This is a genomic window from Larkinella sp. C7, from assembly GCF_006149005.1.
Classification (GTDB): Bacteria; Bacteroidota; Bacteroidia; order Cytophagales; family Spirosomataceae; genus Larkinella.
This window is the reverse complement of sequence record NZ_VBSL01000004.1, coordinates 46,191-72,100: the sequence shown is the minus strand read 5'-3', so window position 1 is coordinate 72,100 and position 25,910 is coordinate 46,191. Positions and strand designations below refer to the sequence as shown.

Annotated in this window: 21 protein-coding genes and 1 pseudogene; 17 read left to right on the top strand and 5 right to left on the bottom strand. The window is 52.0% G+C overall.

The features are described from left to right. Positions 1-24: 24 nt before the first annotated feature. The 3 genes from leuS to FH871_RS11250 all read right to left on the bottom strand — a co-directional run bounded on the left by leuS (position 25) and on the right by FH871_RS11250 (position 5,598). Positions 25-2,835, bottom strand: a complete 2,811-nt coding sequence (leuS, locus tag FH871_RS11260) for a leucine--tRNA ligase (protein WP_138991543.1) — start codon at positions 2,833-2,835, stop codon at positions 25-27. Between the two features lie 145 nt (positions 2,836-2,980). Continuing rightward, positions 2,981-4,528, bottom strand: a complete 1,548-nt coding sequence (locus FH871_RS11255; protein WP_229317219.1) for a sorbosone dehydrogenase family protein — start codon at positions 4,526-4,528, stop codon at positions 2,981-2,983. After that, entirely contained in the window at positions 4,525-5,598 is a 1,074-nt protein-coding gene (locus FH871_RS11250) for a plastocyanin/azurin family copper-binding protein (protein ID WP_138991542.1), read from the bottom strand. Before FH871_RS11250 ends, FH871_RS11255 begins: the two co-directional genes overlap by 4 nt. Before the next feature lie 207 nt (positions 5,599-5,805). Here FH871_RS11250 and FH871_RS11245 point away from each other — a divergent pair, with 207 nt between their 5' ends. The 12 genes and pseudogenes from FH871_RS11245 to FH871_RS11190 all read left to right on the top strand — a co-directional run bounded on the left by FH871_RS11245 (position 5,806) and on the right by FH871_RS11190 (position 18,222). Further along, positions 5,806-6,981, top strand: a complete 1,176-nt coding sequence (locus FH871_RS11245) for a S8 family serine peptidase (RefSeq protein ID WP_138991541.1) — start codon at positions 5,806-5,808, stop codon at positions 6,979-6,981. Between the two features lie 131 nt (positions 6,982-7,112). Then, entirely contained in the window at positions 7,113-8,171 is a 1,059-nt protein-coding gene (locus FH871_RS11240) for a sulfite exporter TauE/SafE family protein (RefSeq protein ID WP_138991540.1), read from the top strand. Positions 8,172-8,266: 95 nt separating this feature from the next. Further along, the gene (locus FH871_RS11235) at positions 8,267-9,460 is read left to right on the top strand and encodes a PLP-dependent aspartate aminotransferase family protein (RefSeq protein ID WP_138991539.1); all 1,194 of its coding nucleotides are present in this window, start codon (positions 8,267-8,269) and stop codon (positions 9,458-9,460) included. Between the two features lie 93 nt (positions 9,461-9,553). Continuing rightward, positions 9,554-10,621 carry a Gfo/Idh/MocA family protein gene (locus tag FH871_RS11230; protein WP_229317217.1) on the top strand — a complete coding sequence of 356 codons (1,068 nt, stop codon included), beginning with the start codon at positions 9,554-9,556 and terminating at the stop codon, positions 10,619-10,621. Positions 10,622-10,688: 67 nt separating this feature from the next. After that, complete coding sequence (locus FH871_RS11225; RefSeq protein ID WP_138991537.1) at positions 10,689-11,402, top strand: phosphoadenylyl-sulfate reductase; 714 nt, start codon at positions 10,689-10,691, stop codon at positions 11,400-11,402. A gap of 79 nt (positions 11,403-11,481) precedes the next feature. After that, positions 11,482-12,405, top strand: a pseudogene (gene cysD / locus FH871_RS11220) (sulfate adenylyltransferase subunit CysD); the annotation flags it as partial. A 12-nt stretch (positions 12,406-12,417) separates the two neighbouring features. Further along, the gene (locus FH871_RS11215) at positions 12,418-12,651 is read left to right on the top strand and encodes a hypothetical protein (protein WP_138991535.1); all 234 of its coding nucleotides are present in this window, start codon (positions 12,418-12,420) and stop codon (positions 12,649-12,651) included. Next, positions 12,651-13,079, top strand: a complete 429-nt coding sequence (locus tag FH871_RS11210; RefSeq protein ID WP_138991534.1) for a PIN domain-containing protein — start codon at positions 12,651-12,653, stop codon at positions 13,077-13,079. The genes FH871_RS11215 and FH871_RS11210 overlap by 1 nt, the downstream gene beginning before the upstream one ends. A gap of 1 nt (position 13,080) precedes the next feature. Continuing rightward, the gene (locus FH871_RS11205) at positions 13,081-14,334 is read left to right on the top strand and encodes a sulfate adenylyltransferase subunit 1 (protein ID WP_138991533.1); all 1,254 of its coding nucleotides are present in this window, start codon (positions 13,081-13,083) and stop codon (positions 14,332-14,334) included. Positions 14,335-14,548: 214 nt separating this feature from the next. Further along, entirely contained in the window at positions 14,549-16,693 is a 2,145-nt protein-coding gene (locus FH871_RS11200) for a HEPN domain-containing protein (protein WP_138991532.1), read from the top strand. Positions 16,694-16,779: 86 nt separating this feature from the next. Next, positions 16,780-17,529, top strand: a complete 750-nt coding sequence (cobA, locus tag FH871_RS11195) for a uroporphyrinogen-III C-methyltransferase (RefSeq protein ID WP_138991531.1) — start codon at positions 16,780-16,782, stop codon at positions 17,527-17,529. Positions 17,530-17,652: 123 nt separating this feature from the next. Continuing rightward, positions 17,653-18,222: a bifunctional precorrin-2 dehydrogenase/sirohydrochlorin ferrochelatase gene (locus FH871_RS11190; RefSeq protein WP_138991530.1), complete on the top strand. Its 570-nt coding sequence runs from the start codon at positions 17,653-17,655 to the stop codon at positions 18,220-18,222. On the opposite strand, the gene FH871_RS11185 is transcribed toward FH871_RS11190, so the two are convergent. Then, entirely contained in the window at positions 18,219-18,554 is a 336-nt protein-coding gene (locus FH871_RS11185) for a hypothetical protein (protein ID WP_138991529.1), read from the bottom strand. The two genes, FH871_RS11190 and FH871_RS11185, sit on opposite strands and share 4 nt — an antisense overlap. A 90-nt stretch (positions 18,555-18,644) precedes the next feature. Between FH871_RS11185 and FH871_RS11180 the strand changes: the two genes are divergently transcribed. Continuing rightward, on the top strand, positions 18,645-19,106 hold the full coding sequence (locus FH871_RS11180) for an OsmC family protein (protein WP_229317215.1): 462 nt from the start codon (positions 18,645-18,647) through the stop codon (positions 19,104-19,106). 161 nt (positions 19,107-19,267) lie between these two features. Then, positions 19,268-20,062: a thymidylate synthase gene (locus FH871_RS11175; RefSeq protein ID WP_138991528.1), complete on the top strand. Its 795-nt coding sequence runs from the start codon at positions 19,268-19,270 to the stop codon at positions 20,060-20,062. A 4-nt stretch (positions 20,063-20,066) separates the two neighbouring features. Here FH871_RS11175 and FH871_RS11170 read toward each other — a convergent pair whose 3' ends face one another. After that, positions 20,067-20,351 carry a 2TM domain-containing protein gene (locus FH871_RS11170; RefSeq protein ID WP_114409509.1) on the bottom strand — a complete coding sequence of 95 codons (285 nt, stop codon included), beginning with the start codon at positions 20,349-20,351 and terminating at the stop codon, positions 20,067-20,069. A gap of 143 nt (positions 20,352-20,494) precedes the next feature. Here FH871_RS11170 and FH871_RS11165 point away from each other — a divergent pair, with 143 nt between their 5' ends. The 3 genes from FH871_RS11165 (at position 20,495) to FH871_RS11155 (ending at position 25,807) form a co-directional block, all read left to right on the top strand. Beyond that, positions 20,495-22,189, top strand: a complete 1,695-nt coding sequence (locus FH871_RS11165; protein ID WP_138991527.1) for a helix-hairpin-helix domain-containing protein — start codon at positions 20,495-20,497, stop codon at positions 22,187-22,189. A 114-nt stretch (positions 22,190-22,303) separates the two neighbouring features. After that, positions 22,304-24,706, top strand: coding sequence for a TonB-dependent receptor (locus FH871_RS11160; RefSeq protein WP_138991526.1), 2,403 nt, complete (start codon positions 22,304-22,306; stop codon positions 24,704-24,706). 6 nt (positions 24,707-24,712) lie between these two features. Continuing rightward, the gene (locus tag FH871_RS11155) at positions 24,713-25,807 is read left to right on the top strand and encodes a DUF4249 domain-containing protein (RefSeq protein ID WP_138991525.1); all 1,095 of its coding nucleotides are present in this window, start codon (positions 24,713-24,715) and stop codon (positions 25,805-25,807) included. The last annotated feature ends 103 nt before the right edge of the window (positions 25,808-25,910 follow it).

The following is a 25,910-nucleotide window of genomic DNA, read 5'->3' as shown; positions in this document are numbered from 1 at the left end:
TCGGAAAAGTTTTCGCTTTAACCTTTACATCACCACGTTCACAATCCGCTTCGGCACCACCACCACTTTTTTCGGCGTTTTCCCTTCCAGCCACTTCAAAACCACCTCATTCGCCAGGACTTCTTTTTCAATATCCGACGCCACCGTATCCACCGAAAACACCAGCGTCGTGCGGACTTTGCCGTTGATTTGCACAGGGTATTCGATGGTGTCTTCGACCAGATAAGCCGGATTGAAAACCGGGAATTCGGCGTAGCTCAGCGTACCGGCTTCGTTGCCCAAAGCGGCCCAGAGTTCTTCCGTGATGTGGGGCGCAAACGGAGCCAGCACCACGACCAGTTCCTGTAAAACCGCCTTTTTATTACACTTCAAGGCCGACAACTCATTGACACACACCATGAAGGCACTGACCGAGGTGTTGAACGACAGGTGTTCAATGTCCTCCGCCACTTTCCGGATGGTTTTGTGCAACGCTTTCAGTTCGGCGGGCGTCGGTTTTTCGTCGGTCACCAGCCAGCGACCGGGGCGCGTTTCGGTCGGTTCTTCGTAAAATAACCGCCAGAACTTTTTCAAAAACCGGTACACGCCGTCGATGCCATTCGTATTCCAGGGTTTGGCGTCGGTCAGCGGGCCGAGGAACATTTCGTACAACCGCAGCGTATCAGCCCCGTAGCGTTCCACAATCGTATCGGGATTGACGACGTTGAACTTCGATTTCGACATCTTCTCGATTTCGACCCCACAGATGTATTTGCCGTCCTCCAGAATAAATTCAGCGTTCTCTGCAAAATCAGGACGTGTTTTGATGAAGGTCTCCACATCCAGCACATCATTTTCAACAATATTGACATCGACGTGCAAGGGTGTCACGTCATATTGACCCTTTAGACCGTTGGAAACAAAAACCGGTATTTTGCCTTCACCAACCGATTCTTTCAGTCGATACACAAAATTCGAGCGGCCCAGAATCATGCCCTGATTGACCAGTTTTTTAAACGGTTCTTCTTCCGGCACATAGCCCCGGTCTTTCAGGAATTTGTTCCAGAACCGGCTGTACAGCAGGTGGCCCGTCGCGTGTTCGGAACCGCCCACGTACAAATCCACATCGCGCCAGTAGTCGATGGCTTTTTGATCGGCAAATTCCTGGTCGTTCTGCGGGTCCATGTAGCGGTACCAGTACCAGCTCGAACCCGCCCATCCGGGCATGGTGCTCAGTTCATACTCAAAATCGCCTTTATATTTCCAATCTTCGGCACGCGCCAACGGCGGTTCACCGGTTTCGGTGGGCAGGTATTTATCGACCGGCGGCAATTCCAGCGGCAAATCCTGTTCGTCCAATAAATAAGGAAGACCGTCTTTGAAATAAACCGGAACGGGTTCACCCCAATACCGCTGGCGACTGAAAACCGCATCGCGCATCCGGAAATTGATTTTGGCTTTCCCAATCCCGTGTTCTTCCAGAAATTTGACCAGAACCGGCAACGCTTCCTGATACGTCAGACCGTCGATGATTCCGGAGTTGATATACCGGCCTTCTTTGGTGTTATCGGCCTGTTTATCAATATCTTTCTGACCATCCAGAATCGGAATGATCGGCAAATCGAAGTGCTTGGCAAACGCCCAGTCGCGTTGATCGCCGGAAGGAACGGCCATCACGGCACCCGTTCCATAACCCGCCAACACGTAATCGGCCAGATAAATGGGCACACGCTCGCCGTTGAACGGATTGATGCAGTAGCTGCCCGTAAACACGCCCGAAACCGTTTTGGCATCCGCCATCCGGTCGCGCTCGGAGCGCATTTTAGCAGCCGTAACGTACGCATCAACGGCCGGTTTTTGCGCCAGTGTTGTCAATTCCGCCACCAGTTCGTGCTCTGGTGCCAGCACCATAAACGACACGCCAAAGATGGTGTCCAGCCGGGTTGTAAAAACTTTGATCTGTTCAACGCGGTGCTCAATCTGGAAGCTCACTTCCGCTCCCGTCGATTTTCCGATCCAGTTGCGTTGTTGTTCCTTCAGTGAGTCCGACCAATCGACGGTGTCCAGCCCGCGCAATAACCGGTCGGCATAGGCCGTAATTCGCATCATCCACTGGCGCATCAGTTTCTGCTCCACCGGATAACCACCCCGCTCCGACACCCCGTCCTTCACTTCGTCATTCGCCAGAACCGTTCCCAGAGCCGCACACCAGTTGACGACCGCATCGGCCACGTAGGTCAGGCGGTATTTCAACGTGATTTCGTATTGCTCGCGTTCCGGTTTGGCGTTCCATTCTTCGGCGGTGAAATGGGGCACATCGTCGTCGGACACGGCCTGAATTCCATAAGTACCCGCGGTTTCAAACTTGGCAATCAGCGTCTCGATGGGTTCGGCCTGGTCGGTTTCCTTGTTATACCAACTGCGGAATAATTCCATGAAAATCCACTGCGTCCATTTGTAAAATTTTGGGTCGGACGTGCGAACTTCGCGGCTCCAGTCGAAACTGAAGCCAATATTTTTCAACTGCTCAATGTAGCGGGTCGCATTTTCTTCGGTCGTAATCGCCGGATGCTGACCGGTTTGAATGGCGTATTGCTCGGCGGGCAGACCAAAGGAGTCGAAGCCCATCGGGTGCAGCACGTTGAATCCTTTCAGCCGTTTGTAGCGGGTAACAATATCGGAGGCAATGTATCCCAGCGGATGGCCGACGTGCAAACCGGCGCCCGACGGATAGGGAAACATGTCGAGAATGTAATATTTTGGTTTTGAAGCGTCGTTTTCGGTGCGAAAGGTGTGGTTCTTTTCCCAGAACGCCCGCCAGTTTTCTTCAATCTTTTTGTGGTTGTATTCAGACATATAAACTTCTTTTTATGCGCTTTAAAGAAAGTTGTTTCGCAGAGTTAAGCGGAGGAAATCAGAGTTTATCAGAGTTTTCTCTGCTTAACTCCTTTTTACTCTGATTAACTCTGCGAAACAACTCACTCGCAAAAGTAGGATTTTCTTATGGATTCGCCTGCGTATTTCTCTGAAGTCGGTTGAGGGTATAACAAACCAGGTGATTCAGAAGGTTTTGTTGGGTCGTGGAGCGGAGTTTGCCCAGTTCGAGTTCGTAGATGTACCCGGCCTTGAGTTCCGACAGTTTCAGCGTCACGGTTTTTCCATCGGCCGAGAGTTCGGCATTCGAAACCGCCACAGGCTGCACATCGAACTGCTTGGAGCCATAGGCTTCGTGGTATTCGTAATAATAGCGTTTGAACTGAAAGTTAGCCACTTGTTTCGCCGTAACCGCATCGAGTGGCTGCGTGAACGTCAGTGCAAAACCAGTCGGCGTCAGTTTCATGTCGGCCAGTTCGAGCGGTACTTTCCCCTTCCAGCGAACGTGCTGAATGCCCCGGTCGCCCGCCCAGCCGTGGTCGGTTTGGCCAATCCACAGGCTGCCATCGGCCGCAAAAGCCAGCCGGTTATTTCCTTTCCGCAAACCACTTCCAACCAGAAATGGCGCACAGGCCCCCTGAATATGCCCATCGACGGTTTCGAGCATCAGCCGAACCAGGTACGGATGGTTCATCTCGCCAACCAGCATTTTCCCGACAAACGGCCCAAACTTGCCACCGGTATTGTCCAGCACCGGCTGTGTAGGGGAATCCGCAATCCGGCTGTGTGGAAACGCCACGCTCTCGACCGTCCGCAGACTATCCAGCATTTTGACCGGCAATTTGATGGGCGTAAGATGCGGAAACCCTTCCTTCCACAACAGGCTCGCCGGATGGCCGTAGTGTTTCCCTTCCTGAACGTGATACAACTTGCTCGTCCCCAACCAATCGCCCTGATTATCAGACGCAAACAGATTTCCATTGGCATCAAATCCGATGCTGTTGGGCGACCGGAAGCCGCTGGCATAAGGATGCAGTTTTCCGTCGGGTGTCAGCTTCATGATCCAGCCCCGGTATGGTACCGCTGAATACATCCGGCCCGGTCGGCCCAGGGTGTCCAGTTTCCCGCGTACTTCCGGGAAAATTCCGGCTCCGTTCGACGCACAATTCAGGGCAATGAACAGATTTCCCTGTTTATCTTTCACGGGTCCAAAGGCAAATTCGTGGTAATTGCCAGACAGCCCAAAGTCATCGGTCACGGTGAGGTATTCATCCGCCACGCCGTCGCCGTTGGTATCTTTGATGCGGGTTAGTTCCGGTCGCTGCATCACCAGAATCTCGCTGTTGTTCACCGCCATAATCCCCAACGGATCGTGAATCCCTTCGGCAAACAGCTTCCAGGTTTTTGTTTTGGGGTTATACATCATGATTTCTCCCCGGTGAAAACCGGCCACAATCCGGCCATCGGGCATAACCGCCAGACCATCCGTTTCTGCCGTCAGCCCTTTGGGCATCTGAATGGTTTCCACTTCGTAATAATCCGTAATCGTATCGGCGGGGAAGTTTTTTGATGGGAACGCAGATGATACAGATAGAACGGATAAAAACAGATAAATTAAAATCCGTCCAATCCGTGTCATCCGTGTTCCTATCAGACTCGTAGTTGTCGTTTTCATTCCGCAGTCATCGTTATCGTGAAGTTCCTTGTTCCGACCGGCAAGCGTACCATACCGTCCTGAATTTTGCCCACCGATGGACGGTATTTGACACCATCGCCGGGTTTACACGCAAAATAAATCGGGCCGGAAACCGCTCCCAGACTGAAATGCCGCACCAGCCCCCGGCCCGTTGGCAACGGTTTGATCATCTCCCGAACTTCAATTCCATTCACAGTATACCGAAATTCCGGGTAGCGGTTGATGAGTTTATAGCCTTTGAAATGGACTTCCGGCAACCGGTCGGCGGTACCAAAGCGGATCGGAAAACCGCCCTGATCCCGAAAATAGACGTCGCCGACCACGTGCGTCGGTTTTTTACCATTCCCATCCCAGTGGTCGCTTTGGTCGATGAATCCCCCCGTCCAGGCGTAACGCAACCGGCAAGCCCCGGCATCCCAGCAATACGCCTGTTTGGGCGTCAGTCCAACCGCAATGGAAGCCGGGCCGGAATCGGGCATGAAGGTTCGATACACTGCCGGGTATTTGAGTTCGTACGGATGGTCGGGCATGTGTCCGGCATGACCAGCCATATCGTCTTTGCGGTTGGCCGCTACGTTGGGATCTTTGTCCAGCGGGGGAACCGTTGCGGGCCGTCGGGTGACGTAAATGACGCCATACATCACAAAACCGTGCCCGGGATACGTGCAGACGTAGGAGTAAATCCCTTCCTGCGACAGCACAAAGCTGATTTTTTCCGATTTGCCCGGATCGACCGTTGCCGTGTGTGCCACGACATCCGGGGTGCGGGGAACGTAATTAAGTTTGACGGCCTGATCGCCGAGTGCCAGCGACGTATTGACCACCCGCAACCGCGAATTGGGCAGCGTAACCACCAGATTGTGAGCCATGTCGTCGTAATTATCGAGGGTCAGATGGACCCGGGTGCCGGGGCGCACCACGAAACGCGGAACATCGTACTTCAGGCCTTCAATGGCCCGAATTGTCAAGGTTGTATCCTGAGCAAGGGCTACCGGAATTTTTAGGCCGCAAAGTGCAACGAAAAGCACTACAACTGCGTATTTTCTCATGAGGGAAAAGTATAGGAAAAAAAGCAAATTAACGGCTTTTTCTACTAATCTGGTTTCATTTCTGCAAAATCGCAACCGCATGAAACCGGGTACAATTTTCGATTTTTCCATTCGTTAATCAATGAGGTCTTTTCACTGTAACTACATGAATCTTATCGATCTACCGCTACTTTTTTCATTTCCCGGCTTTCTTAGAAATCAATTCGTATGCGGTGGACATTTTTATCGACTTGTTCTGTCAATGTCGCAATTCTCTCTCTATTAATTGGGTGTCAGTCTGATCAGGATGCCATTGGGCCAGCGGGTGATTGCCTGGTTCAGTCGTCCGTTACCAACGGGCAGGCCATTGCCGGTTCGTATATTGTAACGTACAAATCTGCGGAGAACTTACCGGTAGCGCCGAATGCGCGGGTTGGTGCCGCCGTTCAGCAACTTTTAACCCGCCACGGCCTGAACGATCCGAATGCCCAGGTGCTTTTTTCCGGCGAATCGACCGGTTTTCTGGCGCACGTCAGTGCCGCTGAAGCGGAAACGCTGAAAGCCGACCCATCCGTTGAACTCGTCGAACCCGACCGTATTATCTCCCTTTGCAGTTGCGTCGATGTGGCCGTCACCTCCACACTGACCTGGAATGTGAAGCAGACTGGCTACGGACGGGGCGATCTGAATCCCGACAAAACCGCCTGGATTCTCGACACGGGTATTGATCTGGATCACCCCGATCTGAATGTCGATTCGGGCCGGAGCCAGTCGTTTCTGACCGGCAAAACCGCCGATGACGAAAATGGCCACGGCACCCACATTGCCGGCATCATCGGTGCGTTAAACAACAACATTGGCGTAACCGGCGTTGCTTCGGGTGCCACGCTGGTGGCCCTGCGGGTGCTGGACAATGAAGGCGAAGGCAAACTGTCGGCATTGGTTCAGGCGGTTTCTTACGTCAATACCAACGGCAAAGCAGGCGATGTCGTCAACATCAGCATTGGTGGCGAAGGAACGTCGGCGAGCCTCGAACGGGTCATCAAACAAGCGGCCGACAAAGGAATTCTGTTTGCGATTGCGGCCGGGAACGAAGGAGAATCTGCCGAAAAATACGCGCCGGCCAATGTTAATCATGCCAATGTATTCACGGTCTCGGCCATGGACCAAAGTGGTAATTTTGCTTCGTTCTCCAATTTCGGCCCGACGGTCGACATCTGCGCGTATGGCGTTCGGATCACGTCGACGTATTTGAACGGTCGCTATGCCACCCTGTCGGGTACCTCGATGGCGTCTCCGCACGTGGCCGGTTTGCTGCTGATCCGGGGTCGAACCATCCCGACCAACGGCTTTGTCAAGAATGACCCGGATGGAACCGCAGATCCGATTGCCGGGGGTGAATAATCAGGCGTGGTTCTTGCTTTAATCCAATCTATTGCCCACCTTTGCAGTCTAATTCAATGATCACGGCGGCATTTCTTAATGCCGTTTTTCATGAGAACAATTCTCTACTAACTATATATAGCTAATTACCTATGCAGTCTATCTCAGCCTCCGACTCTTCGCCAGAAGCCTCTACCCCCGTCGGGCTGAACCTGAATGGATTGAAAATAACGGTTCAGGGTGAATCGGCGGCTGAGCAGGTGAAAGCCCTGCGGCAGGCGTTTCCGGAATCGGAGGTTGATCTGGTTGCCGATGGCCCGGCCCGGTCTGTCATGCTTCGCCGTCGTAACCGAACCGAAATTGCCATTTATATTTCTTCGGCCCTGGCCCTGATGATTGTCGGGCATTTGCTGTTCAGTTACCTCACGCTCGACCGGCTGACGCTGGTGATGACATCGCTGGAACTGAACAGTGATTTCTGGTATTACGTTGCGGGCGGTTTTGTGGCCCAGATGATCGACGGGGCGCTGGGGATGGCTTACGGCGTGACGGCTTCGACGCTTCTGCTAACCGTGGGCGTGAGTCCGGCGGCTGTCAGTGCCAGCGTTCACAGTTCCGAAATATTTACCAGCGGAGTGTCGGGCTATATGCACCTGCGGTTTGGGAATGTCAACAGCAAACTCTTCAAAGCCGTCCTGATTCCCGGTGTCATTGGGGCCTGCATGGGCGCCTATGTGCTGGTGTCGCTGGAACAGTATTCGATTTACATCAAACCCGTCGTGGCGGTTTATACCGCTATTTTGGGGGTACTGATTATCCAGAAAGCGCTGACCAAACGCATCAAGAAAAAGCCCATCAAGAAAATCGGGTTGCTCGCCTGGTTTGGCGGAACGATGGACGCCATTGGGGGCGGAGGCTGGGGGCCTATCGTGTCTTCGACGCTGATCGCCAGCGGACGGCATCCGCGTTATACGATTGGCTCGGTCAATCTGGCCGAATTTTTCATTTCCCTATCCAGTTCCCTGACCTTCGTTACGCTCATCGGTCTGACCCACTGGCAAATTATCATCGGTCTGGTTCTGGGCGGTATGATTGCCGCCCCCATTGCCGCCATTCTTTCGACCCGATTGCCGATAAAAGCCATGATGATTATGGTCGGCGTTGTCGTAATAATCGTAAGTTTGCGGAATATTTTTACAGTTATATTTTGAGAGAAAAGAGGGTAGACAAGAGAGAAAAGACGCAAATCACCTGCTGCCATTTTCTTGATTCTCCTGTCTCCTCTCTCTTGTCTACATTTCGATTCATGAAAAGACAAACGAAAGCCATTCGTATCCAGACGAAGAAATCGCAGTACCGCGAACATTCGACGCCTTTGTTTTTGACATCCAGCTTCACGTTCGAAAGCGCAGAGCAGGGAAAAGCCCTGTTTGAGGAAACCGAAGAAGGGAACATTTACTCCCGCTTCTCCAACCCGAACGTGACGGAATTTGTCGATAAGGTGTGTATGCTTGAGAACGCCGAAGCCGGCATTGCCACGGCAACCGGTATGGCTGCGGTTTTTGCCAGCATGGCGGCTTTGCTGAAATCCGGGGATCACATCGTCGCCTGCCGGGCGTTGTTCGGGTCGGCGCACCAGATCATTTCGCAAATTCTGGTGAAGTGGGGCATCACGTACACCTACGTGGACGCCGACGCATCGGAAGCGGACTGGGAAGCGGCCATCCGGCCCAACACCAAAATGGTGTACCTGGAAACGCCCTCGAACCCGGGTCTGGAACTCGTGGATCTGGAAATGCTGGTCCGTTTGAAAAAGAAATACGGTTTTATCCTCAACGTCGATAACTGTTTTGCCACGCCGATTCTGCAAACACCGCTCGATCTCGGTGCCGACCTCTCGGTTCATTCTGCGACGAAATACATGGATGGACAGGGACGTGTGCTGGGTGGCGTTATCGTCGGCTCGGAAGAGTTGATGGCGCCGATCCGGTTTTTTGCGCGGCATACCGGCCCGTCGATGTCACCGTTCAACGCCTGGACGCTGTCGAAGAGCCTGGAAACGCTGGAGCTTCGCATGGATCGCCATTGTGCCAACGCCCTGAAACTGGCGCAGGCGCTGGAGCAACACCGGGATGTCCACGCCGTGAAATACCCTTTCCTGCCCTCCCATCCGCAGTATGAACTGGCGAAACGGCAGATGGAAGCCGGTGGCGCCATCGTCACGTTTGAGGTGGAAGGCGGTTTTGAGCGCGTAAAGGCCCTGTTTGAATCTTTGAAAATTGCCTCGCTTTCTTCTAACTTAGGGGATACGCGGACGATTGTGACGAATCCGTTTACGACCACGCATTCCAAACTAAAACCGGACGAAAAAGCCGCCTTGGGCATAACCGAAGGGTTGATTCGGGTATCGGTTGGACTGGAAGATGCGGATGATCTGGTCGAAGATTTTGAACAGGCGGTTCGAAAGTCGGCGGAAACCGTCAAGCCAATTACGGCCTGACAAAGATTATGGATTGAGGTGTACATAGTGTTGGTATCTACTCAAATGTATATGCGTGCGATTTCTTGTGTATTCCTCTTTCTACTGGCTTTTATGACAGGCCTGAACAGCAAGGCTCAAACCACCAAAAAACCGCTTCGGGTTGGTGTCGTCGGCCTGGTGCATTCGCACGTCGGCTGGATTCTGAACCGGGCGAAGAAAACCGGCGACCCGGATATCGAAGTCGTTGGCATTGCCGAACCCAACCGGGAAGTGGCCGAGCGGTACATGCAACGCTACGGTTTACCGATGAGCCTGGTCTATTCGACGGTGGAGGAAATGCTGGACAAAACCAAACCGGATGCGGTGACGGCATTCAACGAGATCAGCAACCACCTCAACGTCGTAAAAATCTGCGCCCCCCGCGGTATTCACGTGATGGTGGAAAAACCGCTGGCGGTCAGCATCGATCAGGCCCGGCAGATGGAAGCGTTAGCCAAAAAGCACAAGATCCATCTGTTGACCAACTACGAAACCACCTGGTATGGCAGCAACCACAAAGCCTACCAGATTGCCGTAAAAGACGGCGCCATCGGCCCGATCCGCCGGATTGTCGTGCACGACGGCCACGATGGCCCCAGCCGGATGAACAAGGAATTTGTGGCCTGGCTGACCGATCCGGTTACCAACGGCGCCGGAGCCTTGTTCGATTTCGGGTGTTACGGCGCCAATCTGGCAACCTGGCTGCTAAAAGGGGAACGGCCTACCGCAGTGAGTGCCTTTACCTTACAGATCAAACCGGATGTGTACCCGAAAGTGGACGACGATGCGACCATTGTGCTGACCTATCCCAAAACGCAGGTCGTTATTCAGGCGTCTTGGAACTGGCCGTTCAGTCGCAAGGACATGGAAGTCTACGGCGAAACCGGGTATGTGTTTACGCTCGACGGTACGCGAATGCGGATTCGGCTGAAGGAAGACAAAACCGAACAAACGGCGGAAGCGGCCAAAACCGATGCGCCGGTTACCGATCCGTTCGACTATCTGGCGCAGGTGGTGCGGGGTGAAACTAAATCCGTCGATGATTTGTCATCGTTGCAAGTGAACATGATTGTGATGGAAATTCTGGATGCGGCCCGTCGTTCGGCCAAAGAAGGAGGCAAACCCATCGCTTTGAAGTAGGATAACTATAGCTTACTATAAATTTTGCGGACCAAACGGGGTGACCCGCGCAATCCGTCGGTAGAATATGATCGCGGAACCTTCCTACACAATCGACAGCCTGGCGGAACGCCTGGCGGGCAAGAGCGAAGTTGAAAGCCTGCAAACGCTGGCCGAATTATTTCCCGGCCAGGTGGTTTTTTCAACCAGCCTGGGCTACGAAGACCAGGTGATTACGGACATGATCCTGGCCAACAACCTGCCCATCCGGATTTTTTCGCTGGATACCGGCCGGATGTTCAATGAAACGTATCAGGTCTGGCAGAAAACAAACAGCCGGTACGATACCAAAATTGAAGCCTACTTCCCAAAAGGCGAATCGGTGGAGAAACTGCTGAACGAAAAAGGACCGTTCAGTTTCTACGAATCGGTCGAAAACCGGAAAGAATGCTGTTTTATCCGGAAAGTAGAACCGCTCAACCGGGCGCTGAAAGGCAACAAAATCTGGGTGACCGGTATTCGCGCCGAACAATCGCAAAACCGCCAGACCATGACCCAACTGGAAGCCGACGATGCGCATCAGTTGATCAAATTTCATCCGTTGATGAACTGGTCGTTTGACGAAGTGAAAGCGTATGTGCGCCAGCACAATGTGCCGTACAACCCGCTTCACGACCGGGGTTTCGTGTCGATCGGTTGCCAGCCCTGCACCCGCGCCATTCAGGAAGGCGAAGACTTCCGGGCCGGCCGCTGGTGGTGGGAAGATAATTCGAAAAAGGAATGTGGATTACACGCAAAATAACCTCTGATGTACTCTGACAAACGCTGTGTAACAATTAAAAAGTTATTACACAGCGTTTGTCAGCGAGCATCAGAGGGAATCAGAGATAAAAATGAGTACCTACAAACTTGATTATTTAGATCAACTCGAATCGGAAGCGATTCAGATTATGCGCGAAGTGGCCGGCCAGTTTGAACGCCCCGCGCTGTTGTTCTCGGGTGGAAAAGATTCCATCACGCTGGTGCATCTGGCGCTCAAAGCCTTTCGCCCCGGCAAATTCCCGTTTCCGCTGGTTCACATCGACACCGGCCACAACTTTCAGGAAGCCCTCGATTTCCGGGATTGGCTGGCCGAAAGCCTGGGCGAAAAGCTGATTGTCCGGTATGTGGAAGATACCATCCGGGAAAAGAAACTGAAAGAACCGACGGGCCGGAATGCCAGCCGGAATGCCCTGCAAACGTTTACCCTGCTCGACACCATCGAAGAATTTGAGTTCGATGCCTGCATTGGTGGGGCCCGGCGCGACGAAGAAAAAGCCCGCGCCAAAGAACGCGTCTTTTCGGTCCGTGACGAATTTGGTTCCTGGGACCCCAAACTTCAGCGCCCGGAATTGTGGAACATCTACAACGGCAAGATTCACAAAGGCGAAAACGTCCGGGTGTTCCCGATCTCGAACTGGACTGAACTCGACGTCTGGAATTACATCAAACGGGAGAAAATCGACTTGCCGAGCATTTATTTCGCCCACGAACGCGAATTGATTCTGCGTGACGGCAAATTACTGGCAACGGCCAAAGGCGTGATTCAACCGGAAGAAAGCGATCAGATTGTGACCCGGCGGGTTCGTTTCCGAACCGTTGGCGACATTTCCTGCACCGCAGCCGTTGAATCGGATGCCGATACGCTCGAAGCCGCCATTGCCGAAATTCAGGCCACCCGCATCAGCGAACGGGGCGAAACCCGGATCGACGATCAGGTGTCGGAAGCTGCTATGGAAGACCGGAAAAAGGGTGGGTATTTTTAATGACATACGGATATGCAGGTTCTGATAGAGGTCCCCGACGAAAAAGCTTCCTTTGTGATGGAATTGCTTAAAAATCTCTCATTTATAGAGATCAAAGACGATCCTTTTCTGCACCCATCGGAGGCAACTTTGCAGACTCCGCATTCTTTGTCACCCAAAACGGCGTCTTTGTTGGGGGCCTTCCCGGTTTTAGCGAACGATAGTTTCAATGCGCGGGAAGATGCCATCGTAAGAAAACACCTTTAATGAAACCGATTGTATTTATTGATACAAATGTTGTAATCGATTTACTTGCCAAAAGGGAGCCCTTCTGGAATTCTTCCGCCAGGGTTTTTGATTTAGCAGAGCGGGAAAAAATCCTGGCAATTGTGAGTCCCCTCACATTAGTAACGGTCTATTACATACTTCGGAATTATTATAAGGTACCTCATACAGATATTGTTCATCAGTTTGAGGTACTGTGTAGCTACATCGGCATTTCCACCATCTCTAATCAACATACTGCATCGGCCATAAAGTCGAGTTTTACCGATTTCGAGGATGCCGTTCTTTATGAAAGTGCAAAAAACATTCCTGACCTTACAGACCTTGTTACCCGCAATCCGAAGCATTTTTTAGTTAGCGATGTAGCGATCTGTACGCCCGATGAATTTTTAACAAAATACCTTCTTTAAAGTGGACTTACTCCGATTTATTACCGCAGGTAGTGTCGACGACGGCAAAAGCACGCTGATCGGCCGCCTGCTATACGATTCAAAATCCATTCTGGCCGACCAGATGGAAGCCATCGAACGCGCCAGCAAAAGCCGTGATGACGGTGAAATTGACCTGGCTTTACTGACCGACGGTTTACGCTCGGAACGGGAACAAGGCATCACCATCGATGTGGCTTACCGATATTTCCAGACCACGAAACGCAAGTTTATCATCGTCGATGCACCGGGGCATATCCAGTATACCCGAAACATGGTGACGGGGGCTTCCAACTGCCAACTGGCGGTGGTGCTGGTCGATGCCCGTCACGGCGTCGTGGAACAAACACGCCGGCACTCGCTGATTGCGTCTATGCTGGGCATTCCGCACCTCGTGGTGGCGATCAACAAAATGGATCTGGTTGGGTATTCGCAGGATGTCTTTTCCAACATCTGCATACACTACAACGAACTGGCCCAGAAGCTGAATGTCGGCGAGGTGACCTACATTCCGCTGAGTGCCTTAAATGGTGATAATGTAGTCGACAAATCGGTCAACATGCCGTGGTATGAAGGTGAACCGTTGCTGAGCCACCTCGAAACCGTCGTACTCGATCAGGATGAAAACCTGACGGATGCCCGTTTTCCCGTCCAATACGTCATCCGGCCCCAAACCGCCGAATTGCACGACTACCGTGGGTACGCCGGCAAAATTACCAGCGGTATTTTCCGCAAAGGCGATGCCGTAACGGTTTTGCCGACCGGCGAGACGTCGACCATCGACGCCATCGAAATTGCCGAAACCCACTATGAAGAAGCCTTTGCCCCCATGTCGGTCGTTCTGCATCTGGCCGACGATGTGGATGTGAGCCGTGGCAATCTCATTGTAAAATCGGACAACTTGCCGATTGTGAGTCAGAATGTCGAAGCACTGTTGTGCTGGATGGATGCCAAACCGCTGAAGGTCGGTAGTAAATACACGCTCCAGCACGGTACGTTCCGGACCCGCTGTGCCGTGCGCGAAATTGTGTATCAGTTGAACGTCAACACCTACGAAGAATTTACAGATGCCGAGAGTCTGAAACTGAACGACATTGCCCGCGTCATTCTGAAAACGGCGAAACCCGTCAGTTTTGATCCATACGGCAAAAACCGGGTCAACGGTGGTGCGATCCTCATCGATGAAACCTCAAACGTAACCGTGGGCGCGCTGATGCTGCAGGGTGAAGCAGCGTAAGTGATGCATAAACTATTGATGGGAGAATCGGTTTTCCTATAACCGCAAGTAATGACCAATAATAAAAAGTAGGTCTGTTTACGACGGGACAGGAACTCATAAATGAGTACATTTGTATGTAAACCATACATAAAAGTGCCGGAATACCTTCCGGCCTTTTATTCAGAATATTAGTCTTTTAATTCTATCGACTATCTCACTAAAGCACTACACCATGTCAGTTCAATTCACCGATAACGTCAGCGCAGCCGCTAAACGGGATATTCTGGTTCTTCAGGAAAAAATTGGCAGTTTTGCTTCCGGCGACATGGCCGAAGAAAACTTCCGCAAATTTCGTCTGGGACGCGGGGTGTATGGCCAACGCCAGCCGGGTGTCCAGATGATCCGGATCAAATTGCCCTACGGACGCATTACGGCGGATCAGTTGATTCGGATTGCCGATATTTCCGACAAATACGCTACCGGAAACCTGCACGCCACCACACGGCAGGATATTCAGTTGCACTTTGTCAAACTGGCCGATACCCCCCAACTCTGGTCGGACCTGGAAGATGCCAAAATTACGCTGCGGGAAGCCTGTGGAAATACCGTCCGGAACGTAACTGGCTCGGCTAAAGCGGGCATTGATCCGGAAGAACCGTTTGACATTACGCCCTACGCCTATTCGATCTTCGATTATTTACTCCGCAACCCGATCTGCCAGGAAATGGGCCGGAAGTTTAAAATTGCCCTGTCATCAAGCGAAAAAGATGCCGCTTATGGCTACATGCACGATGTCGGCCTGGTTCCCCGCATCAACGAAGAAGGCAAACGGGGCTTTAAGGTCATGGTCGGTGGCGGTTTGGGCGCGCAGCCTTACATGGCCGAAACCGCGTTTGAATTTCTGGAAGAAGACAAAATTATTCCCTTTATTGAAGGCTGTATCCGCGTTTTCGACCGCTACGGCGAACGGACCCGTCGGCACAAAGCCCGGATGAAATTCCTGCTCCAGGACATTGGTCTGGAAGAATTTCTACGCCGGGTGGAAGAAGAACGGCTGGCGTTAAAGAACAAAACGTACGCGATTGATACCGATCGGGGTTTTACGTTCACCCCGGGCGAACCGTCATCCCAGGTAAATCCGGCGGAATTATCAACCGACGCGCCGTATCAGGCGTGGTTGAAAACCAACGTTTTCGAGCAGAAACAAAAAGGCTGGTATGCCGTTCAGTTGCGCGTTTTGTTGGGTGACATGCACTCCGACAAAGCACGGGCCCTGGCGTCGCTGGTGAAACAATACGCGGGGGATGACATTCGCGTGACTGTCAACCAGGGGTATTTGCTGCGGTTTGTAAGTCCTGAAAACCTGCCCGCACTCTACGCCGGGCTTGATACCCTGGGTCTGGCAACACCCGGTTTTGACTCGACAGCCGACATCACCACCTGTCCCGGTACCGATACCTGTAACCTCGCCATTTCGAGCAGCTACGGCATTACGCGGGTACTCGAAAAAATGATGACCGCCGAGTTTCCAGACCTGATTTACAACAGCGACATCAAAATCAAGATTTCGGGTTGCATGAATGGCTGCGGGCAGCACTCGGTGGCCAACATCGGTTTCCACAGCAGTTCCGTAAAAAACGGCGCTTACGTCATTCCGGCTTTGCAGGTCTTGCTCGGCGGTGGTTTCAACGGCAAGGGTGAAGGGCTTTTTGGCGATAAAGTCGTCAAAATTCCAACCAAACGCGGCCCCGACGGACTGCGGATTTTGCTGAATGATTACGAAACCAACGGATTCGAAGGGGAATACTACAGCGACTACTACGCCCGTCAGGGGAAAAATTACTTTTATACCCTGCTGAAACCGCTGGCTGATCTGAAAACCCTGTCGCAGGAAGACTATACGGACTGGGATCACACCGAACAGTTTGTGACCGAAATTGGAATCGGCGAGTGCGCGAGCGTCATGATCGACCTCGTTGCTACGACCCTGACCGAAGCCGCCGAAAAACTGGGCTGGGCCAATGAAGCCTTCCGAGAAAGCCGCTGGGCCGACGCCATCTATCACGCGTACAACGTGTTCATTACCGGGGCCAAAGGCAGTCTGATGACGAAAGATATCAACACCAATACCCAGCACGGTGTCGTGAGCGATTTCGACAAAAACTTCATCGGCGAACCCGGTTTCCATACCGAAGAAGGTGGCTTCAAAGCCCTGGTGTTCAGCATCAACAAAAACGAACCGACGGAAGAATTCGCGCAATCGTTTATTGCCAAAGCCGAGTCCTTCATCGAAAACGTGAAAGCGTACCGCGAACGCCAAATTGAACAGGATGGCCTGCCGGAATTGCGGGAACTGGTCATTGCGAAAGATAGCTAAGAATGATGAGTTAAGAGTTAGGAGTTAAGAGTTGGCCGACGCATACAACTCTTAACTCTTTACTCTTAACTCCTAACTCGTTATTCATGAAATTAACGTTGGTAGGTGCGGGTCCCGGTGATCCGGATTTGATAACTTTGAAGGGAGTGAAGGCATTGCAACAGGCCGCTGTGGTCATGTACGACGCGTTGGTACACCCCGATTTACTGGACTATTGCAAGCCGGATGCGCTGAAAGTATACGTTGGCAAACGCTTGAACGAATACTCTTGTACGCAGGAAGAAATTAACCCGCTAATTGTCCATTATGCCCAGAATTACGGCCAGGTTGTTCGGCTGAAAGGTGGCGATTCGTTCATTTTCGGGCGTGGGTATGAGGAGATGGAGTACGCCCGGCAATTCGGCATTGAAACTGAAGTGATCCCGGGTTTATCGAGCAGCTACGCCGTGCCGGCACTGGCGGGTATTCCGCTCACTACGCGGGGTGTCAGCGAAAGCTTCTGGGTGGTTACCGGCACTACCAAAACCGGGCAACTCTCTCAGGATCTGCACCTTGCCGCTCAGTCAACGGCAACTGTTGTTATCCTGATGGGCATGCACAAGCTGGCCGAAATCATGACGGTTTTTGGCGACTGTGGCAAAGCCGGATTGCCGGTTGCCATCATTCAAAACGGTTCGCTTACGGAGGAACAGGTGGTTACCGGAACGGTTTCGACCATTCTCGAGCAAGTAGCTACCTCAAAAATTAGCTCTCCGGCCATCATCGTCGTTGGCGAAGTTGCCCGGCTGCGGGAGTTGCAGTTGGCTGATTTACAGCACTCTCTGGAACGGAATTAAGCTCATTACTCTTACATTTATCATTCATCATTTTACATTTATTATTAGAAAATAATGTAAAATGATGAATGATAAATGTAAGAGTAGGTTGTAAAAAGGTATCATTTGCTTCATTCCCACTCTATGAACTCCCTCTTTCCCATTTTCCTGAAGATTGAAAACCTGCAAACGCTGGTGGTGGGTGGCGGTTATGTTGGGCTGGAAAAAGTAACGGCGCTGCTCTCCAATGCGCCCCATGCACCGGTTACGCTGGTTTCGCCCGAAATCCGGCAGGAAATTGTGGATCTCGCGGAACAACACCCCAATCTTCAGCTAATTTACGATTCCTATGCCATCAAGTATCTGGACAACAACGATTTAGTCATCGTAGCCACGAATGATAAAGCCGTTAATATTCAGGTACAAACCGATTGCAAAACCCGCCGGATTCTCGTCAATGTAGCCGATACGCCCGATCTGTGCGATTTTTACCTGAGTTCGGTCGTCAAAAAAGGGGATTTGAAAATTGCCATATCGACCAACGGAAAATCGCCGACGTTTGCCAAACGGTTTCGGGAAGTACTGGAGGACATATTGCCGGACTCCCTACAGGAAACCCTCGACAACCTGCAAGCCATCCGAAACCGCCTGAAAGGTGATTTTCAGCACAAAATGGAACGGTTGAACGAGATTACGAAAGTAATGAAATCCTAAAACCGGGGCAGCAACTCCGCCAGATTGAGCGGTTCTTTCCGCAAAATGAAAAAGTAGATCAACCCGGCCAGAACCAGATACATCGCAATCAGCCACTTCTTTTTCTGCTCAAACTCAGCGGGGTGATGGTAGTAATCGTAGTACATCGATGCCGACAGAGCCAACACCATCAGGAAGAAAGAGAATACCGCACAATCCGTCCGATACGCCACCAGATCGTGCATAAAACGGGCCCCCATCAGTATATAAAGCAGCCAAAAACCGAACCCGGCGCGGTATAGGTAAACGCTGAACCGCCGGTCGTTTTTTAAATCAAAGAATCGGTCCGACATGATTGTCAGGAATTTATTCGAGTGAAATTACGTAATTTATAAGAAACAAGCAATTTTGTAACGGGTCCGTATACCACTAACGAAAAAACCATGCTAAGTGAGCAATCCAATACCGTTTCTCCGAAAGTAAAAACCATGAAAGTGGAGATAAATCGCGTCGACGACGCTTTCCATTTTGAAGGCACGGGGGTTTCTGATGTTCCCATTCACATCGATGGTGCCGTCGACATCGGCGGTCACAATGCCGGTGCACGGCCGATGGAATTGCTGCTGATGGGGCTGGCCGGCTGCAGTGCCATTGATGTCATTCTGATTCTGAAAAAACAACGCCAGGTGATCGAGGACTTTCGCATTACCGTCGAAGGACAACGACCCGCCGATGTTACACCCGCTCCTTTTCAGTCCATTCATTTGCACTACATCCTGAAAGGCGATCTGGACGAAGACAAGGCACGCCGGGCCATCGACCTGTCCATGGACAAATACTGTTCGGCTACGGCCCAGCTTCGTCCAACGGCCAGCATCACATATTCGCTGACCATTGAAAAATAAAAATAGACAAGAGAGGATAGACAAGAGAAGTTAGACAAGCTGTTCGTTTTCTGACCACTAGCTTTCCATATTCTTTTTTCTCTTGTCCATCTTCTCTTGTCATAAATCTTTTATCTCCCGAAAGGCTTTTTAACCCGAAAGCCTTTTTTTATTTTGGCAGTATGAAACAGTATCACGACCTGCTCCAACACATTCTGGCCAACGGCACCCGTAAAACCGACCGAACCGGAACGGGCACAATCAGCGTTTTTGGACACCAGATGCGGTTTGATTTACAGGAAGGTTTTCCGCTCGTTACGACGAAAAAAATACATCTTAAATCCGTTATTCACGAATTACTGTGGTTCATCAAGGGCGATACGAACATCGGATACCTGACCGAACACGGGGTGAAGATCTGGGACGAATGGGCCGATGAAAATGGCGAACTGGGCCCGGTGTACGGCAAACAATGGCGGAGTTGGGAAGCACCGAACGGCCAGCTCATCGATCAGTTGCAGGACGTTCTGAAGCAACTGAAATACCGCCCCGACTCACGCCGGATGATCGTCTCAGCCTGGAATCCGGCCGATGTTCCCAACATGGCCTTGCCGCCCTGCCATGCGTTATTTCAGTTCTATGTGGCTGAAAATCAACTATCCTGTCAATTGTATCAACGCAGTGCCGACGTCTTTCTGGGTGTTCCGTTTAACATTGCTTCCTATGCGCTGCTCACGATGATGATTGCGCAGGAATGCGGCTATGAAGCACACGAGTTTATCTGGACGGGCGGTGATACCCACCTGTATCTCAACCACCTGGACCAGGTAAAAGTGCAGCTTTCCCGCGAACCACGCGATTTACCGGTGATGAAACTGAATCCGGCGGTGAAGTCGATCTTCGATTTCAAATACGAAGACTTCAAGCTGGAAAACTACGATCCGTATCCGGCCATCAAAGCGCCCGTAGCGGTTTAACGGACTACAGACCGTGGGTCCGTTTGAGTTTTTCATATTCGCGTTCGGCCAGGCTTTTTTCGTTAAAACCGTGGTAAACGCTGAAATAATGAGAGATTAAGCCGATTCCCCAGCCCAGTGTTGTCCAGAGGGGCCACGGGTAAGTGCCCCATTTCTCCTGAAAAACCAAAAAGATAACCAGCCAGATCAGCCAAAGAACAACGTTGACAAACAGATAAGTCCGCAGATGCATTTTAAAGCCGGCACGGGCTTTAGCCTGCTTCCAAAGATGAGGGTCGCGTGTGTCCATGAAGGGGTCTACGAGTGTTGGGAGAATTAAGTTAATGAGATTCAATCCATAATCCATGCGTTAGGCCAACTTTCTTTTGCAGCGGGACAATAAGAAACCGTATTTGAAATCTTGGTAACCAAAACCGCCCTTTACCCGACACCATGACCAACACCGAAATTATCGATATTCTGGAACTGACGGCCAAGCTCATGGAGCTTCACGATGTGGATGCGTTCAAAACCCGCTCGTTTCAGGCAGCCGCTTTCAACCTCGACAAAATCAGTGAAGACCTCACCAAAATGTCGTTTCCGGAACTGCTCAAGTTGCCGGGCGTTGGTAAATCCGTAGCCGGAAAAGTGTTGCAGATTATCGAAACCGGGCGGCTTCAGGACCTCGACGATTTGTTGGCCCAAACCCCCGAAGGTGTGCTGGAAATGTTTCGGATCAAGGGCATTGGAGCCAAAAAAATCCGGGTTATCTGGCGCGACTTCGGAATCGATACCATCCGGGATTTGCGGCTGGCCTGCGAGAGCGGTGAAATCGCCAAAATCAAAGGATTCGGCGAAAAAACACAGCAGGCCATTCTCGAATCGCTGGCCTTTCTGGAAAACCAGTCCGGCAAACTCCGCATGGACAAAGCCGAAGCCTTGTCGAACATGCTGCTGGACGTGTTTGAAAGGGAGTTCAGTCGCGTGGAAGTGGCCGGACAAATCCGGCGAAAAAGCGAGGAGGTCGACACCGTGCAGTACATTGTCAGCACCTCCGATCCGGTTGCCGCCTTTGAATTTCTGAACGGCCTCTCCTACCTCGAACAGAATGAAATCGACTCCTCGCCTTTCATCTGGCGGGGACAAGCCAGCGGCTACGACGTTCAGGTCGAGATCATCACCACGCCGTCCGATCGGTTTGAAAGCCAGTTATTCACCCATTCGGCGGCCGAAAAACACCTGACTACCATCGGCGCATCGGGCCGGACGTTGTTACAAACCAGCCGGGCGTTCCCGGCCGAAGCCGAAGAAGCGGTATATGAACGGGCCGGACTGCCCTTCATCGTGCCGGAAATGCGCGAAGGCGGTTTTGAGTTCGACTGGGCCCAAACCCACTCCCCCGGCGACCTCGTGACCTGGGACGCGCTGCGCGGTATTCTGCACAACCACAGCACCTATTCCGACGGCAAGCACTCGCTCGAACAGATGGCGACCTACTGCCGAGATCTGGGATTTTCGTATTTCGGCATCGCCGACCACTCCCAATCGGCCACATATGCCAAAGGGCTGGAACCATACCGTGTGCAGCAACAGCACGAAGAAATCGACCGGCTCAATGCTCAGTTTGGCGGAAAATTCAAGATTCTGAAAGGGATCGAATCCGATATTCTGGGTGACGGTTCGCTGGATTACAGCGACGACCTGCTGGCCACCTTCGATTACGTCGTGGCATCGGTCCATTCCAATCTGTCGATGACCAGCGAAAAAGCAACGGCCCGGCTGATCAACGCCATTCAGAATCCTTACACGACCATTTTAGGACACCCGACGGGTCGTCTGTTGCTGGCCCGGGCGGGCTACCCCATTGATTACAAAGCCGTCATCGATGCCTGCGCCCAACACGGTGTCGTGATCGAAATCAACGCCAGCCCCTGGCGGCTCGATCTCGACTGGCGCTGGATTCAGTATGCTGTCAATCAGGGCGTTATGCTAAGTATTAATCCCGATGCGCACGAAATGCCCGGTTTTCACGACATGCACTATGGCGTGGCGGTTGCCCGCAAAGGCGGTTTGACCAAAAGCATGACGTTTAATGCCCTCAGTTTAAATGAAATAGAAGCGCATTTGCAGAAAAGAAGGCGTCAGTAGCCGGTTTCGGTATCGATCAAATAACGAATGTAATTTTAATCCTAAGTTTATTCGTTATTTACTATTCATTATTTGATCTTTACAACACGAAACCAATTTTACAACCTGACCTACATGCGATTTTTCTACTTCACCATTGTGTGCAGTTGGCTTATCCTATCGGTTGCGGCAGCCCAGCCCAAAACTGACAAATCCAATCATTCCCTCACGGGCTACGTTCGCGACGCAATCACCAAAAAGCCCATTCAGGGTGTTACGGTTTTTGTTATCGAAAACCGCCGGGGCGTTAACACGAGTCGCGACGGTTTTTTTGTCATTCCCCTCCCCGACGGCACCTATAACGTCAAATTTACCCACATCGGTTTTCGGCCGCAAACGCACACCATCGTCCTGAACAAGACCGTTTTGACGGAAATTTTGCTGGAAGACGATTCCAAGGATCTGGAGGAAGTGACCGTCACGACCGAAGCGCCCGACCGGAATGTGAAGAAGGTGGAACTGGGCGTTACGCAGATGTCCATCAAAACCATCAAGCGCATTCCGGCTTTTATGGGGGAAGCCGACGTGGTGCGGAGTCTGCTGCTGCTGCCGGGCGTCACCACCGTGGGCGAAGGCGCTCCCGGCATCAACGTTCGGGGGGGCAGCACCGACCAGAATCTGGTGCTGATGGACGACGCGCCGATTTTCAATTCGAGCCATTTGATGGGCTTTTTCTCGGTTTTTAATCCGGATATTGTCCGCGACGTTACGCTCAACCGGGGCGGTATTGCGCCGAGTATGGGCGGGCGGGCGGCATCCGTGCTCGACATTCGGGTGAAAGAACCGGAGATCGACAAACTCACGGTGAATGGCGGGATCGGGATTGTTGCCAGTCGATTGGGCCTTGAGGGGCCGTTATTCAACAAAAAACTATCCTTTCTGCTGGCCGGACGGGCGTCGTTCAATGATTTTCTGTTTAAACTCATGCCCCGCAGCATCCGGGAAACGAAAGCGAATTTCTACGATGTAACGACCAAATTAAAATTCCAACCCAATGAAAAACATACCGTTACGTTCACGGGGTACACGAGTCATGACGAGTTTAAACTGGCATCCGATTCGCTGTCGACTGTAGAAGTCAATGCCTCTTCCACGGTTTTTGAATACCGAACCGTCAATGGTACGCTGAAATGGAACTACTTCATCAACGACCGTTTCAACCTGACTACCACCGCCATATACAGCCAGTACCGCCCCGAAACCTCCGCGCCCGACCCGGCCAATGCGTTCCGGCTCACCTCGGAAATTTTGCACCGCCAACTGAAAGCCGACCTGAGTTTTGCCGCCACACCCAATCACCAGTTGCAGGGTGGCATCAGCCTGATCGATTATTACCTCCAGCCCAACAAGCTCGTCCCCGGTTTTCAATCGAACGTGCTGCCGAAGGCGATGCCCATCGAACGGGCGTATGAACTGGCGGTTTATGCCCAGGATGAATGGAAATTGAATGAAGCCTTTTCCATTCTGGGCGGGATTCGCTATTCCCAACTGCTGAACAGGGGACCGGCCAGCGTTCCCGTCTACCAGGAAGGCGTTCCCCGCGAACCCGAAACGACATCCTCTTCCACCGCCCACGCCAAAGGACAGGTTTACCACCAGGCAGGCGGAATCGAACCTCGTCTGGCATTGCGCTGGACCGTGGCCGAAGGTCAGTCCATTAAAGCGGGCTACAACCGCCTGCGGCAATACATTCACCTGATTACCAATACAACAGCCGCGCTGCCCGTCTCGCGCTGGAAGCTGAGCGATTCGTTTGTGAAGCCCCAAATCGCCGATCAATGGTCGGTGGGTTATTTCAGAAACACCGCCGGAAATGCATTTGAAGCGTCGGCGGAAGTGTATTACAAAACGTTGCAAAACGCCATCGATTTCAAGGATGGGGCGGAATTAGTGCTCAATCCGACCCCCGAAACCGAGTTGTTGCAGGGAACCGGCCGGGCCTACGGACTGGAAACCCAGCTCCGCAAAAACAAAGGTCACTGGATCGGCTGGGTCAGTTACACCTACTCCCGGACTTTGTACACCATCAACGGGCCTTTCCCGGAAGAACGGGTGAATAATGGCATCGAATACCCGACCAATTTCGACAAACCGCACACGCTGAATGCCATGACAACCTTTCGCCCCAACAGCCGGGTGAATGTGTCGTTCAATTTCACGTACAGCACCGGTCGCCCCGTAACCCAACCCTACGCCCGGGCCCGCGTCAACGGCATTATTGTTCCGATTTATATAAACCGGAACCAGCAGCGGATTCCCGATTACCACCGGCTGGATTTTGCAGTCGAGTTTAACCAGAATCCGGCCAAAATACGGCGGTGGGAACGGAGTTGGGTCTTTTCGATCTACAACGTCTACGCCCGCAAGAATGCCTATTCGGTGTTCTTCAAGGTCAATTCGGCGTCGCTGTCCGATGGCTACAAATTGTCGGTATTTGGATCAGCTTTCCCGTCGCTGACCTACAATTTCAAGTTTTAATGCGTTATGAAAAGACTAATTACTACCGGTTTCTCGTTGCTGCGGTTCCGCTCTACCCCGGTCATCCTCTTGATTTTGGGTCTGGTCAGCTCGTGCATCAGTCCCTATCAGCCGGATACACAATCCATCGGACGAGCCCTGGTGGTGGAAGGATTGATCACCGACCAGCCGGGGCCTTATGCCGTCAACCTCACACAAACCGCCGACTACACGTATTCGGGTTTGAATCTGCTGGTCAGTGGTGCCACAGTAACCCTATCCGACAATGCCGGGAATCAGGAGGTGCTTCGGGAAGTCAGTCCGGGCTATTACCAAACTTCGGCATCCGGCATCCGGGGCAGGGTGGGCCGTTCGTACAAAATTGCCATCCGTACGTCCGACGGAAAACAGTATGAATCAGCCCTGGAAGTATTAAAAACCGCCCCGCCGATCGCCCAACTGACGTATGAATATCAGTATAATACGGCATCTTTCGAAAACGACAAACGGAACACCTGGGCGGTCTATCTGGACACCAAAGACCCGGAAACACCCGGCGATTACTACCGCTGGGTGTGGAAGAATTACGAGTTTACGGCAGCCTGTCAGTTGAGCCCCAATATCAATTCGGAGGGATACTACATGGGGTTACCTTGCTGCACGGATTGCTGGGACATTAACCAGTGCTACAGCAACTGCATCAACATCAGCTCCGATGCCGCCATCAATGGCAAAGCCATTAGCCGTCAATACATTATGAGTGTACCATTTACGTCGCGCGGTATGTATTACGTGGAAGTGGAGCAGCAGTCGATCAGTCCAGGGGCCTATCAGTTTTTCAACAGTGTCAAAAAACTGGTCAACAACACCGGCGGTTTATTTGATGCGGCTCCGGCAGCCGTTGGCGGGAATATTACATGCATCAGCCATCCGGGTGAGGTCGTTTACGGGTATTTTGGGGCTGCCGGGGTTAGCGTAATGGCTTTAAAAGTTGATCGTTCGAAAGATGCCGTCGGCATTCCAAACGGCAAGAATGTCCTGCTCGATAACTTGGCGCCCTGCCTTGCCTGCGAAAACAGCATCTACCGAACACCCAATAAACCGCGTTTCTGGGATCAGTAGCTTCCCACCCCGTCAGCGGTCGCAGACCCTGACAGCGGTGGGAAGCTACTGATCCCAGAAACGTCCAAATAAACCGCTGCTAGGGCACCAAATAACACCTTCC

Coding starts and splice junctions, on each gene's coding strand:
- leuS (WP_138991543.1), bottom strand. CDS start 2,835: ATGTCTGAATACAACCACAAAAAGATTGAAGAAAACTGGCGGGCGTTC.
- FH871_RS11255 (WP_229317219.1), bottom strand. CDS start 4,528: ATGAAAACGACAACTACGAGTCTGATAGGAACACGGATGACACGGATT.
- FH871_RS11250 (WP_138991542.1), bottom strand. CDS start 5,598: ATGAGAAAATACGCAGTTGTAGTGCTTTTCGTTGCACTTTGCGGCCTA.
- FH871_RS11245 (WP_138991541.1), top strand. CDS start 5,806: ATGCGGTGGACATTTTTATCGACTTGTTCTGTCAATGTCGCAATTCTC.
- FH871_RS11240 (WP_138991540.1), top strand. CDS start 7,113: ATGCAGTCTATCTCAGCCTCCGACTCTTCGCCAGAAGCCTCTACCCCC.
- FH871_RS11235 (WP_138991539.1), top strand. CDS start 8,267: ATGAAAAGACAAACGAAAGCCATTCGTATCCAGACGAAGAAATCGCAG.
- FH871_RS11230 (WP_229317217.1), top strand. CDS start 9,554: ATGACAGGCCTGAACAGCAAGGCTCAAACCACCAAAAAACCGCTTCGG.
- FH871_RS11225 (WP_138991537.1), top strand. CDS start 10,689: ATGATCGCGGAACCTTCCTACACAATCGACAGCCTGGCGGAACGCCTG.
- FH871_RS11215 (WP_138991535.1), top strand. CDS start 12,418: ATGCAGGTTCTGATAGAGGTCCCCGACGAAAAAGCTTCCTTTGTGATG.
- FH871_RS11210 (WP_138991534.1), top strand. CDS start 12,651: ATGAAACCGATTGTATTTATTGATACAAATGTTGTAATCGATTTACTT.
- FH871_RS11200 (WP_138991532.1), top strand. CDS start 14,549: ATGTCAGTTCAATTCACCGATAACGTCAGCGCAGCCGCTAAACGGGAT.
- cobA (WP_138991531.1), top strand. CDS start 16,780: ATGAAATTAACGTTGGTAGGTGCGGGTCCCGGTGATCCGGATTTGATA.
- FH871_RS11190 (WP_138991530.1), top strand. CDS start 17,653: ATGAACTCCCTCTTTCCCATTTTCCTGAAGATTGAAAACCTGCAAACG.
- FH871_RS11185 (WP_138991529.1), bottom strand. CDS start 18,554: ATGTCGGACCGATTCTTTGATTTAAAAAACGACCGGCGGTTCAGCGTT.
- FH871_RS11180 (WP_229317215.1), top strand. CDS start 18,645: ATGCTAAGTGAGCAATCCAATACCGTTTCTCCGAAAGTAAAAACCATG.
- FH871_RS11175 (WP_138991528.1), top strand. CDS start 19,268: ATGAAACAGTATCACGACCTGCTCCAACACATTCTGGCCAACGGCACC.
- FH871_RS11170 (WP_114409509.1), bottom strand. CDS start 20,351: ATGGACACACGCGACCCTCATCTTTGGAAGCAGGCTAAAGCCCGTGCC.
- FH871_RS11165 (WP_138991527.1), top strand. CDS start 20,495: ATGACCAACACCGAAATTATCGATATTCTGGAACTGACGGCCAAGCTC.
- FH871_RS11160 (WP_138991526.1), top strand. CDS start 22,304: ATGCGATTTTTCTACTTCACCATTGTGTGCAGTTGGCTTATCCTATCG.
- FH871_RS11155 (WP_138991525.1), top strand. CDS start 24,713: ATGAAAAGACTAATTACTACCGGTTTCTCGTTGCTGCGGTTCCGCTCT.